Source organism: Moellerella wisconsensis ATCC 35017 (assembly GCF_001294465.1).
Classification (GTDB): Bacteria; Pseudomonadota; Gammaproteobacteria; order Enterobacterales; family Enterobacteriaceae; genus Moellerella; species Moellerella wisconsensis.
In genome coordinates this window covers 66,975-80,584 of record NZ_LGAA01000016.1, presented here as the reverse complement: position 1 = coordinate 80,584, position 13,610 = coordinate 66,975, and the positions used below count along the sequence as shown (strand labels likewise).

Here is a 13,610-nt window from a genome sequence, read left to right as displayed (position 1 = left end):
AATTAACAGGGCGTGATAACGTACAAGTTATTCGGCATTGTACAAATTTTAAAATAATAATGCTACACCTGCGCGCTTCAAGTTATAAATCCTACCGCATAAGCGGCTCGCGAATAATGAACCGAAACCGCCAAAATAGCTTTTATTCTTAACGTTAAATCTTAACGCGGGCAGATTTCATCTTCAGCGAAGAAATAAGCAATTTCACGGTTAGCAGATTCAATAGAGTCTGAACCATGGGTCGCATTTTCCGTGAAGCTGTCTGCAAAATCAGCACGCAGAGTGCCGGCTAATGCATTTTCTGGGTTAGTCGCGCCCATCAGGTCACGGTGGCGTAATACAGCATTTTCGCCTTCCAAAACTTGTACCATGATCGGGCCTGAAATCATGAATTCAACTAATCCATTGAAGAAAGGACGATCTTTATGTTCAGCATAAAAACCTTCTGCTTGTTCACGGGTTAAATGTAACATTTTTGCTGCGATAATTTTAAAGCCAGCACTTTCAAAACGGGCATAAATCGCACCGATAACATTTTTCTTTACTGCGTTAGGTTTAATAATTGAAAAAGTACGTTGAACCGTCATAAATAACCTCTTAGCTTTTATTTGACATTAATGTCTGTTGTTTTAATTATTAAAACTTTTATCTGCCGATTATCATTATTAGGCTAATGCAACATGAGGTTGCTTGGCGTTAATGTAGCCCTACTGTGATCTATAAGCATAGAAAAAATAAGGCGTTGATTATAAAGATTGTTAATATAATTGCCTACAGTAATATCAACATTTCGTTAATCTATTTGCAGCAAATATCACTATTTTTTCGCATAAATCACATTTTAATCCGATCAGCTGAATTTTTTAACTTCATCAATTTACTTTACACTGAAATTTAGCAAGGCCACTTGCCCACTTAAATCAAGAACCGAAACTTGATAATTGCCCACTTTATCTAATCTGAGAACTAACGGCTGATCATGAAAATTTTCAGCCACTTGCTCACCGTTTAAAAACCACCACTGTTTCCCCTTCCCTCCTTGAGTTACTAAACGTAAATCCAAGCTTCTCTGCCCCGGTAAGCGTTTTAATACATCATTATTTCTGAGGCCAGAAATTAACAAGGGCGGTGCTTCACTATTTTGCGGAGGGCAATTTTTATCAATTTTAGGCAGACGATTAATACGACGCTCACTTGCTGGCAACCATGATTCGAGAGTAATCGGCCATAAATCAATCGTTTTTTGCTGGGCATCCGGGCAATCAGCAGCGACTTGAAAACCTGCCGAATTTATCCATATATTTTTTTTAATGCCAAAAATGGACTCTTGTTCGTTAGCCAACAGCGTAGGAGGGACAGTCTCGTCTAGAATCCAGCTTAATCGACGTTGGCGACAATTAGTGTCGCCTTTCGGTAAAACAGTTCCACTAGGCCAGCAAATCATCGCTTGTGAAACAGAAGCGGGTTTTTGATCTTTAGGCAGCGGTACATTATCTTGCGCCATACGCAGCAGCAATAAATTGTTAACTTGCCCCATAATCGGCACCGCTGTCGCAAAACCAAATTGTCCTGCAACTGGCGTACCGTCTGGGCGTCCAACCCATACACCAATAGTATAACGAGGATTAATCCCGATAGCCCAGGCATCACGATAGCCATAACTGGTACCCGTTTTCCATGCTAAGCGCACCTGAGCAGACAAACTAGCTTCAGGCATGGGGCGCGATTCTCCCCCCATGATACGCCTAACAATCCATGCAGCGCCCGGCGAGAATAATCGCCTATTGTTTAACGGATCATCAGGTTTAAAGCGTAACGGAGAAACGAGTCCCTCACGTCCGAAGGCACTAAATGCACTAACCAGTTGATCCATTCTCGCCGCAGTACCGCCTAAAATTAACGATAAATTGGGTTCACTGGCTAAAGGAAAACGCAGTTGTGTTCCTACATTACGCAGTTTAGCGGTGAAGCGCTTAGCCCCATAGGCTTCCATAAGCTGCACCGCGGGTAAATTAAGTGAACGCACCAATGCATCGCTGGCACTTACCGGCCCATTGAATCCACTGTCAAAATTCCCGGGCCGGTAGGCATCGAAGCGCCGCGGTACATCTTGCAGCAGGGAGCCGGCATGAATAAGCCCATCATCCAGCGCTAAGGCATATAAAAACGGTTTCAATGTTGAGCCCGGCGAGCGCCATGCGCTGATCATATCGACATGGCCAAATCGGCTATTATCTTGAAAATCCAGTGAGCCTATATAGGCTTTGACCGACATATCGCGATGATCAACCACCAGCAATCCCAAGGAGGTTTTTTCGGGAAGCTGACTTTTCCAATTATAGGTCATTTGCTCTAGCTGGCGCTGTAATCCGGCATCAATCGTGGTGTGATGTATCGACCCTATTTCGCCTTGGATAATTCGACGCGCTAATAATGGCGCTGAATTTGGTGTTTTTCGCGCGGCTAACCAAATTTTTTCTTGTTTAATATCAGCTATTTTAGCTGTTGACCACACCCCATATTGAGCCAGCCTATCAAGTACTTTGTTTCTAGCAGCTTCTGCGCGTTCAGGGTATCTATCAGGACGTAAACGGCTTGGTGCCTGTGGCAGAACTGCGAACAATGCCGCTTCACTGGCGGTTAATGCCGCCGGTGATTTATTTAAATAAACCCAACTTGCGGCGCCGATACCTTCAATCGTCCCTCCGTAAGGCGCGCGATTTAAATACATTTCTAAAATCTGCGGTTTAGAATAGTGGTATTCTAATTGCGCCGTACGCCACAACTGTTTGAGCTTTCCTCCGATGGTTCGAGAGTGTGGATCTATTAATCGAGCAACCTGCATCGAAATAGTACTGCCGCCTGAAACAATACGCCCTGAGCTTAAATCTTGCCATGCCGCGCGCATTAATGAGAGTGGATTTATCCCTGGATGATAATAAAAATAACGATCTTCATAAGTTAACAACGCTTCAATATAGTCTGGTGAAACCTCATTCAGGGTGACTGGATAACGCCAAATTCCTTGTTTATCGGCAAAACGCCATAATGGTGTACCGTCTTCGGCGACCACTGTCTTCGCCATCTCGATATGCTTAATCGGCAGCGGCCACAGTTTATCTGCCAGCCACAAGCTCCCCAGCAAAAAAAACAATATACAGAATGAAATCAACACGATATGCAATAATCGTCGAAACCAACGTTTCATGGGCTTAGCTTCATAAATATAGTTTCATAAACAGGACATTAATAAAATAAGGTCTATAACTAGAGCGTATTAATCCAAAGAATAAAGGCCTTTACACTAACAATATATTCGCCAATAAATAACCCTTATTTCCGGCTTAAATTAGCCAAGAAATAAGGGCATCAGAGGATAAATTTAACGTACTATTTCCAATTTATTCACAGTATTACCAACCGCTCGCCATGCAGGAACATACATCGATTCGACTTGCGGAGCAGGCACACTATAAACTCCCGGTGTTACCGCGCGTGCCAAATACAGCAACGTCGTTGGTCGATAAGCATTCACCTCAATAGCGGCTACATAACGATCATCACGATATTCAGTGTGACGGATAGCGCCCTGCTGCATATCATTAATTGCCTCTTGTAGATTCGGCGCAGTATCACTCAAGTTAGCGCTGCTATTGGCCAGATTCTGGTTTTCTAACTCCAATCCTGCCGGTAATAAATCCACGACTAAGGCATCGGGAACCGTTTGATCCGCATTAACGTCTAACTTAACCACCACCATTTCACCGCTTCTTAATCGGTCTAACTGAATAGGGTTACCTTGTAAGTCTAAATAACTGCGTTTAATTTGTAATACATTAGACATCGGCGACGGTGCAGATTGAGGGTAACCGACCACTGTCACACGATTATACAGCGTATTTTCACCGTGGTTTTCAATCGAAATCCCAGCTTGAATTTGTGACGATGTTAATAGCTCATTCAATGGTTTATCCGAGATAACGGGAGGCTGTTGTTGATTAATCACCGCTTCCCAAGGGGCTTCGGTTTGATTTATATAGTAACGTCCTGCCAAATATAACGCGTTACTTTCTTGCGTGGAGAAATAACGTTTACCGGTTAATTCATTAACTACATTTTGCAATTTTTGATCACGCGATTTTGGCATCAAATTATATTCATTCAGTAAGGCGATAATCATCGCATCATCACGTACCTGGCTGCCGTAATCTCCCCAACCGCCTTGACGTGGACGCTGTTTTTTCAGCCCTTGAATAATAGCTTCTTGCGCGCGTGATTTGTCGCCCATCAGATCTAACGCGATCCCCAATTGCACTAAAGCCAATCCACTTTGCGCATTATCTTTACGTTCATAGATTTGACGCAATGCGCCTAAAGGTGCTTTTTGTTGCGACGCAAGGACTAAGCCCGCGTAAGATTGGGCAGCAAATCGCATTGCTTCTGGATTGTCGGCGTAAGGAGTCGATATTTGCTCTTTATCTTGTAAATAGCTTAATAAGCGATTATTGGCACTATTCAATGCCTCGGCAGGCACCGCATAACCTCGTTGATTGGCACGATACAGAAAATCTGTTGCATATGGAGTTAACCAAAATTCTTCGCTGCCGCTTCTGTCCCACAAAGAGAAACTGCCATCATGACGCTGCATACTCAATAAATGAGGGATCCCCAAATCAAGCGCTTTACGGCGATCTTCATCGGTTTGCGATTTAATCCCTAATTTTTGTAACTCGGCCTGATTAGAATACAGCGATGGATACAATCCACTGACCGTTTGCTCCAAACATCCATAAGGATAGGCAAATAATTCGCTGATATAACGAGATATTTGTAATGGTGCACGGCTAGTTAACAATACTTGTCCTTCCAGTGTGTCTGGGGATAATCCGCTTATCGCCTCTGACGGTAAGGTCCAAATATTACCCGGCTGAATAGACTCGGCAAAAGCCACCGTCTCTGCGGGCTGCGCTGGACGCACGCCAATGTTCCACTGGTTAGTATACGGTTTAAGCTGCTCATTCGGAACAGTTAATCCGTTGATTGTCATACTAATTTTTCCTTCACCAAAGCCATAATCGGCTTTGACTGGTAAATTAATAGAGGTGCGCTTACCCGCCTCTAAGCTCAGTTCTTTACTGCTAGGCCCTTGTAATTTAACCAAACCTTGAGCTTTGAACGACACCGTCAACTGTTGTGTTTGCTGCGTGAGGTTGGTCAAATCGAGAGTAAAATAAGAGTTATCTCCCCCAGCCATAAAACGTGGCATTGACATTTGCGTGACTAACGGCGCGGCAACTACCACTTTGCTGTCGGTTTGACCGAAATCTTTGCCGTTCCATGCCTGAGCCATAACTCGTAATTCACCATTAAAATCGGGGATCGCTAACGAAATTTCACCTTCCCCTTGGGCATTCAGCGTCACGGGTTGCGCTTGCTCCGCAATTATCTGCACCTCAGTTAACGGTTTCATGCCGCCTTTATCTACTGCCGCATCTTCGCCATCACCACCAAAACGCAAGTTAGCAAATTTACCCTGCCCTTCAATTAGATTGCCATAGACATCGTACTGATCAACGCTATACCATTTACGGCCTAAAAATGCACGGTACGGATCGGGGGTTTTAAAATCAGTAATATTCAGTACGCCAGTATCCACTGCTGATACTAGAACATTGATTTTTTCTGGTAGCGGCTTGCCATCCTGAGCCGTGGCTTTAATTTTCACCGTTAAATCTTGATTAGGACGCATTTTCGGTGGCGTATCGACACTCAATGCAATCTTGCGATTCACATCGGCTAACGGTAAATGCAGCACGCCAACCGCGCGTTTTACCGTCGCTTGTTTAGAATCATCCCCTGGACGAATAACCACCGCACTCACATACAGATCATGCCGAGCCCATTGCTTATTAATAGGCAAATCAATATCTAACCCTTTTTCAGATACATTGATTTCTTGCCACCATAATGGGCCATTACTCGATTCTAGCAAGATATAACCTTTACCAGCGGTCGGTGATTCGATATGAACAACGGCTTTTTCACCCGCGGTATAAGCCGGCTTATTCAAACTCAATTTAACTTGATCGGGACGAATAGCGCCCGTCCCCCCCGTGTTATCTTGCCATGAATATCCCGCCCAAAATTGCAGACTAGAAACTAATTGGTTTTCTGGATTGAGCACCTCTAAACGATAAGATCCCCAGTCAACAGGGAAAGAAACTTTGGCACTGCCGTCGGGTTGAATAGCAATATTTTCATTGGCCATCACCAAATCTTTTTGATCAAAATTAGCTTCCCAGCCACCACTTTCTGACCAGCGCCAATAATAATCGCGACGTTCATAAACCAAACGTGTAGTTAAATTATCCGCCTGATATTTTTTACCCGCGGCATCTGCATAAACTAATTCAAATTCTGCCAGCGAGTTTTCATCAACGTTATAACGCATTTCATCGCGGTCAGTCGAATAGTTATAAATTTTCTTCTGGTTAAATAGTGGACGAATACCCACCAGTTTTTCCGCCGGCCACACCGCTTGTTCTGCTCGACGAGTCACCGGTCGTCCGCCGGTTTCTAGCAAACTGGCTTGCAGAACCACATTAATTGGCGAGCGAATAGTCCGCCAATTATTGGCGTCAATTTCAAGACTTGATGTCCCGTCATCATTGAGGGTTAAATCAAATTCATCCAATTTACGACGCAATCCATCTTCATTAACTGCCCCGAATTCAAAACCCGGTAATTTAGCGACAGCCTCTCGGGATGGGCGCATAAATACTTGGCCTTGCAATTGATTGCCACTGGCAGGAGCACCGTATAAATAACGCCCTTCAATAGAAAAATCAATTGGTTGGTTAGAAAGCACTGGGGTAGAATGGCCGCTAATATCCAGCGCCATACGCTCAGGCATGAAATCTTCAACGTGGAATTTGTAAAAACGCAGCGGAGAGCCATCGCCTAAATCAAAACGTAATGTCCACATGCCGGTATCAGCATTTTTAGGAATTTCGAATTGATATTGATATAACCCATCATGATCAGCTTGTGCCTGCCAAACAAAACTGCGCGCCACTTGGCCGTCAGTTTTTAGTACATCGACTTTTACTGGTTGTGATTTAATCGGCTGACCATCGCCATCGCGCAGTAATCCATTCACCAACAATAATTCACCAGGGCGATACAGATCGCGAGGACCAAAGACAAACAGTTGTTTAGCATAACCTTGCGGTCCGCCAATATCGAACTCAGAAAGATCTAATGCTGGCTGGGTTAAATCAATCATGCTGGTTTGCCCATCTAACGTGGCTAGCAGCAATTTTCCACCTGCTAATTTTTCTAATTTCGCATGCCCGTCGCTGTCCGTTGTGGCTTTAGCGATCAGCTGACCTTTTTCATCGAGAATTTGTAATTCGACGTTTTTCAGTCCATTACCTTTGGCGAGTGATTGGGTAAAGACATCAATTTGGTCTTGATAGCTGTGCAGTGACACGCCGATATCGCTGAGAGTAAATACCGTAGCGGGAAATTGATAACTGTAGCCGCCCGCTTTTTGCATGATGGCAAGATAAACTCCATCTTGTTGTAATTCTTTAATATCTTTTAATGGCAGCAGAATGCTTTGGCGGGTATTTTTATCTGGATTTAAATCAAATCGTCCGGTGTAGGCCAGTTCAGTTTTATCTAGAAATTCTTCTGAATACCAATATTCATAATTGCTACGGTATTGCCATGCCGCTAAAAATTGAGGCAATTGCGCCTGTTTAATGCGAAAAAAATTGACATCAACTTTATCAACATTCAAGGCGATAACCGGCAAGCCCATGGAAAACTTACTCGGCAATAAAGAGCCTTTGCTCGCGAAGCCAATGGTTGGAATAATATTCGCCGTGGTTATTTTATGTTCAAATGTCTCATTCAGCGTACGCTGATTAATGGCTTTAATGCCGGGGTCGAGGGTTAAGCGTAATTCTCGTGACGGTGGTAAATGGCGTAATCTTAATTCCATTTGATTATCAGAAAGCTCCCACCCGCCGTCTAATTTACCCTCTTTCACATCGACTAAATGAGCAAACTGACTGAAATCTTGATCGGCCGCTAACGGTACAGAGAATGTCACTACCAGTGCACTGGCGCCATCCAGCTGTAATTCTGAGGCATCCAAAACACTAACTTCTTTACCAGCATAACGCTTGGCTAATGCCTCGGCTGACATTTTACTCGCCGGTTGAACGGCTGCCTGTGGCACAGTGTGTGGTGCCGAGGTCTGAGAAGAGGATTTCTCTGCCGCTGTTGTTACCGTATCAGATTTATCATCACAGCCTGACAAGGCAAAAACCGAGGCTAATGCCACGACAAGATAACGTTTATTGGTCGATAATCCGGTGAATAAATGAGGTTTCATCTCCGCCCGCTCTCCTTTGAATGGGATATTTTTTGTTATATTTATGCCACCGCCAAACGAGATGCCTAGCCACGCGGAGTAGGGTATTTCTCCAGGCCAAACCTTAGCTTAGCGTTTGGAAAATCTGTTACTAATGTGGTTATTCTGCCTGAACTACATGGTTAATTTAACCAATTTAGTCAATACAATTTGAATAAACGCGATATTTGGTAGACACGTTTTTGGTCAATACTTTATTTGTGTCAACACTTTATTGAGTAGACACTTTATTGAGTAGACAATGTAACAGAGTGTGCGGTTGACTGAAATAAGATAAAAGGACGAATTTGCTGATCAGGCCAGCGTTTCTCTGGCCCTAGTATTGAAGACGGACTCACGGTTGTGAACGGTACAAATAAATTGTGTTTAGAGAGAGTACGCCCGTGATTTCCCTGTATCTATTAGGTATTTTTAATAGGAATAGCATCGCGGATAAATCCACCTAAACGGCGCTGATAAAAAGGCGCAATATGCTGAGTCATAAAATGGCTGATCCCTGCCTCGTCTTCATTAACCAAACAGAAATCAATCGACTCACCATCTTCTAAATGTTCACAAGCCAAAGTTCCAGCTTGATGAATAATATTGTCCAGAGTGTCTTCATCCCAATCGCCTGTCATTTCTAGGCCTATCAACATTACCGCAGGATCCTCACTTTTCTCTTCCTGTGCGAGCACCAAAAAAGCACGGCGAATAAGTTTATGCTGTTTGAATAACTCACTGAGGGTATTTACCAAAGCTGGAGGTTGATTTTCTACGGCTGATAACTTGATTGCACTGCCGCTGGGGACAGTAATTTTAGCTACCTGAATGTCGTCATTCGGAGTAACTAGCTCTGGTTTCGGCTCTTGAGGGTGTGACATCTGCTCGCTCCATACTTATATAAATCAGTAATATAAAATAAGCCAATCATGAAATAGGCAATAAGCACTAAATAATCTGCTTATAGTAAAAAAACAGACACTGAAAGTCTCGCTCTCAGTGCCTGATAACTTATTTATTTCTTCTTTTATTATGGCTTATTTCTACAGTTATAAGAGAAATAAGTTTACTGTGCTTTTTTTACCAATAGATTAGCCAATGTTCTTACACCGATACCTGTTGCACCTTCCGCCCATAAACTGACTGCCGATTTACGATAAGTTGCAGAGCAATCAATATGCAGCCAGTTATGGCGATAATCTTCCACAAAATGCGATAAGAATGCGGCAGCTGTACTAGCCCCCGCAGTATTCGATGGTGAAGCAATATTGTTGAGGTCAGCAAATCCAGACGGTAACTGCTGGCGATGGAATTCCGCCAATGGTAAGCGCCAGAATAATTCTAATTCTTCATTCGATGAATCTAATAATTCATTCACGAGTTGATCGTCAAAGCTCAGTACCGAGTGATAATCATTACCCACCGCTACTTTTGCCGCGCCGGTTAATGTCGCCGCATCAATAATAAATTGTGGTTTTTCTGCGCTGGCGTCAATCAAACCATCCGCCAATACTAAACGACCTTCCGCATCGGTATTCATAATTTCTACCGATTTACCATTACGATAACGAATAATATCGCCAAGTTTGAAGGCATTGCTGCTAACCATATTATCGGCAATACACAGAATAAGTTTGACGCGTTTTTTTAAGCCACGGCTAATAGCTAAAGCTAAAGCACCACTTAAAGTGGCGGCTCCACCCATATCTGATTTCATCGAACTCATAGATGAAGAAGGTTTAATGCTATAACCGCCAGAATCAAAAGTAATCCCTTTACCGACCAAGCACGCAAATACCGGCGCATTTGCATCGCCCGTTGGATTATAATCAATAGATAACAAGACCGGCTGACGGCTTGACCCACGACCAACAGTATGGATCCCCATATATCCTTGGTCGACTAAATCTTCCCCTTTAACGATACGATAGCTAATATTCTCTCCATCGATATGACAGAATAAATCGATAGCTCGTTTCGCCAATTGCTCGGGACCTACTTCTTCGGCAGGCGCATTGATCACGTCACGCACCCAATCAATAATGCGGATACGATTTTCTAATTCAACCCGATCAGCATCTGCTAGATTGGGCCATTCAATCGTGCGCATACCTTTGGGTGCACGAAAACCTTGCCAAAATGCCCAGCTTTTTTCTAAATCCCAGCCTTCACCGACTAAGGCTACATTACGGATCCCTTGGCTATCAATTTTGCGGCCTGCACTTTGTACCGCGCAGTATTTTCCTGGATGTTTCAAATGAATTGTCATTCCCTGCTCATCAGCACTGAGCAGTGCGCCTTCTCCCCAGCGAGGAGCGGCGGCTTGCGTTGAAATCATTACAGGCATAATTTGTTTTGTCATTGTTTCTCTCACTTTAATTGTTCTAAATATCGATGAGTTTAACGCGGCCGAACTCATGCCTTGGTAGCATATTAGTGAATAATTACATTTAAGGTGTATTTATACAGCTCGACACATTATTCCTAGATTAACGCATAACCCATACGATAAGTAGTATGAAAATGCGGACATCACAGTAAAATATAGCGTCATCACGGCTAGCAACCCCAAAAAATAGTATGCAGTTACATTATAAAATGCATAATTGGCGAGCGTCAGAGATAAATAAAGCGCAATCGTTCAACAATAAATATATAAATAAATTTTGTAATTAATTCATTTTGCTACATAAAAAATGGGCGCTATATTAATAGCAACCCATGATAAGACCGTAAAATCGTTAATAAGATAAGCTCAAACCTATTTAAGCGAACTCATCTAGCCAAACTAATAAAATAGCCTCAAGAATTTTTTCGTTAGATTTTTGCGGATCATCGGAAAATTGTTCCAACTCGCAGATCCATTGGTGCATATCGGTAAAACGCACTGTTTTAGGATCGATATCGGGAAACTGATCGTACAGTGCTTCACCAATCTCACGGCTATCTGACCATGTTAAGCTCATAATAACGCTCCGAAAAATGGCACAAATTAATGCTCACGTGCATGGTTAACGGTATATTTAGGGATCTCGATAACTAAATCTTCATCGCTCACTGTCGCTTGACAGCTTAAACGACTTTCAGGCTCAAGTCCCCAAGCTTTATCGAGCATATCGTCTTCCAGTTCTGAGCTTTCTTCAAGAGAATCAAAACCTTCACGGACAATACAATGGCAAGTGGTACAAGCACATGACATTTCACACGCATGTTCAATATCAATTCCTGAGCGCAAGGCCACGTCCAGTATTGATTCTCCCGCCTGTGCTTCGGCAACTGCACCTTCGGGACATAAATGGCTATGAGGTAAAAAAACAATTTTTGGCATAGTTATATCTCATCCACAGAATGACCAGACAACGCCTGACGAATAGAATCATCCATACGACGCGCGGCAAAATTCTGAGTTTGCTTATCCAGGAGTTTAATCGAATGTTCAATTGCAACAGGATCTGTGCCCTGTACAGTTTCAATCAAGTTATTGGCCGCCTGATCGATGGCAACCTGTTCTTCTTTTGATAATAAATGTGCATCTTGCTCTAATGCACGGGTCAAACTTTCGAGAACGCGAGCGGCTTCAACTTTTTGCTCCGCTAAACGACGCGCGGTTAAATCATCTTGCGCGTTAGACATCGAATCTTTAATCATTCCAGCAATTTCTTGATCGGTTAATCCATAAGAAGGTTTAACCTGAATAGATGCCTGAACACCGGTTGATTTTTCCATCGCACTAACGCTCAGTAAACCATCAGCATCAACTTGGAAAGTAACGCGAATATGAGCCCCTCCCGCTGGCATTGGTGGAATACCTTTTAAACTAAAGCGTGCTAATGAACGACAATCACTGACCATTTCACGCTCACCTTGCACAACATGGACGGTCATACCGGTCTGGCCGTCTTTAAAGGTAGTAAATTCTTGCGCCCGTGCTACCGGAATAGTGGTATTGCGGGGGATTACTTTTTCGACCAAGCCGCCCATCGTTTCTAATCCAAGAGACAACGGAATAACGTCTAATAACAGCATTTCATTATCGGGTTTATTTCCGACCAGAATATCGGCTTGAATCGCCGCGCCAATCGCCACAACTTGATCGGGGTCTATCGAGGTCAATGGCGTTTTTCCAAAATATTCACCGACCATATCTCTAACTAAAGGTACCCGCGTCGACCCACCGACCATCACCACATTAATAATTTCATCCGTTGTGACATCAGCATCTTTCAATGCACGACGACAGGCCATTAACGTACGTTTAACGTAAGAGTGAATCAATGAATCAAAAGTTTCACGGCTAATTTCGCCCTGCCATTGTGGCAACACAATCTTCGCCAGCGATTGGCTGCTCAGCTCAATTTTAACTTGCGTGGCGATATTCAATAATTGCCGATTAAACTGATAGTCTTGGGTATCCGTCAATCCCGCTTGTTGTGCTATCCATTGCGCCAGTACCTGATCAAAATCATCACCACCGAGTGCGGTATCCCCCCCGGTCGCTAATACTTCAAACACACCTCTGCTTAACCGCAGAATTGAAATATCGAATGTGCCTCCGCCGAGATCGTAAACAGCGATCAACCCTTCTTGGCCTGAATCCAAACCATAGGCAATAGCGGCAGCCGTCGGCTCATTCAATAAACGCAGTACATGCAAACCTGCATGGCGTGCGGCATCTTTGGTTCCTTGGCGTTGAGCATCATCAAAATAAGCCGGGACCGTAATAACGACGCCATCGAGTTGCCCATCCAATGTTTGTTCTGCTCGCTGAGCCAGTGTTTTAAGAATATCAGCAGAAACTTGAATAGGATCAACTTGGCCGCTCGCTGTTTGAATAAATGGCAAACCGTTTTCGCTGGCGGTTAATTTATAGGGCAAGTGCGGATAACGCTGTTGAATATCAGTTAAGGAGCGCCCCATCATACGCTTTACCGAAATGACCGTATTGCAAGGATCTTGCTCCGCCATCTGCTTCGCATCCCAACCAACAATAGGTTGAGCATGTTGATAATTAACGATAGAAGGCAGTAAATAGCGGCCTTGTTCATCGACGAGAGTTTGTGCCTCACCGCTGCGTACAGTCGCGACCAATGAATGGGTCGTACCGAGATCAATACCAACCGCAAGGCGACGTTGATGAGGTGCCGCTGATAAGCCGGGTTCACTTATCTGAAGTAATGCCATAATT

The 13,610-nt window shown here is 43.6% G+C and carries 8 protein-coding genes; all 8 read right to left on the bottom strand.

The window, feature by feature from the left end; translation table 11 throughout:
- Window positions 1-161: 161 nt before the first annotated feature.
- Window positions 162-587: a nucleoside-diphosphate kinase gene (gene ndk / locus M992_RS07550; RefSeq protein WP_053908001.1), complete on the bottom strand. Its 426-nt coding sequence runs from the start codon at window positions 585-587 to the stop codon at window positions 162-164.
- A 290-nt stretch (window positions 588-877) separates the two neighbouring features.
- Entirely contained in the window at window positions 878-3,208 is a 2,331-nt protein-coding gene (gene pbpC / locus M992_RS07545; RefSeq protein WP_053908000.1) for a peptidoglycan glycosyltransferase PbpC, read from the bottom strand.
- 174 nt (window positions 3,209-3,382) lie between these two features.
- Window positions 3,383-8,404 carry an alpha-2-macroglobulin family protein gene (locus M992_RS07540; protein WP_053907999.1) on the bottom strand — a complete coding sequence of 1,674 codons (5,022 nt, stop codon included), beginning with the start codon at window positions 8,402-8,404 and terminating at the stop codon, window positions 3,383-3,385.
- Between the two features lie 440 nt (window positions 8,405-8,844).
- Window positions 8,845-9,306, bottom strand: coding sequence for an enhanced serine sensitivity protein SseB C-terminal domain-containing protein (locus M992_RS07535; RefSeq protein ID WP_047256037.1), 462 nt, complete (start codon window positions 9,304-9,306; stop codon window positions 8,845-8,847).
- 185 nt (window positions 9,307-9,491) lie between these two features.
- Complete coding sequence (gene pepB / locus M992_RS07530; protein ID WP_053907998.1) at window positions 9,492-10,787, bottom strand: aminopeptidase PepB; 1,296 nt, start codon at window positions 10,785-10,787, stop codon at window positions 9,492-9,494.
- Between the two features lie 403 nt (window positions 10,788-11,190).
- Window positions 11,191-11,391 (bottom strand): Fe-S cluster assembly protein IscX, encoded by a 201-nt coding sequence (gene iscX, locus M992_RS07525; protein WP_047256035.1) that lies wholly within the window; start codon window positions 11,389-11,391, stop codon window positions 11,191-11,193.
- 26 nt (window positions 11,392-11,417) lie between these two features.
- On the bottom strand, window positions 11,418-11,753 hold the full coding sequence (gene fdx, locus M992_RS07520; protein ID WP_047256034.1) for an ISC system 2Fe-2S type ferredoxin: 336 nt from the start codon (window positions 11,751-11,753) through the stop codon (window positions 11,418-11,420).
- A gap of 2 nt (window positions 11,754-11,755) precedes the next feature.
- Window positions 11,756-13,606: a Fe-S protein assembly chaperone HscA gene (gene hscA / locus M992_RS07515; protein WP_053907997.1), complete on the bottom strand. Its 1,851-nt coding sequence runs from the start codon at window positions 13,604-13,606 to the stop codon at window positions 11,756-11,758.
- Window positions 13,607-13,610 lie beyond the last annotated feature (4 nt).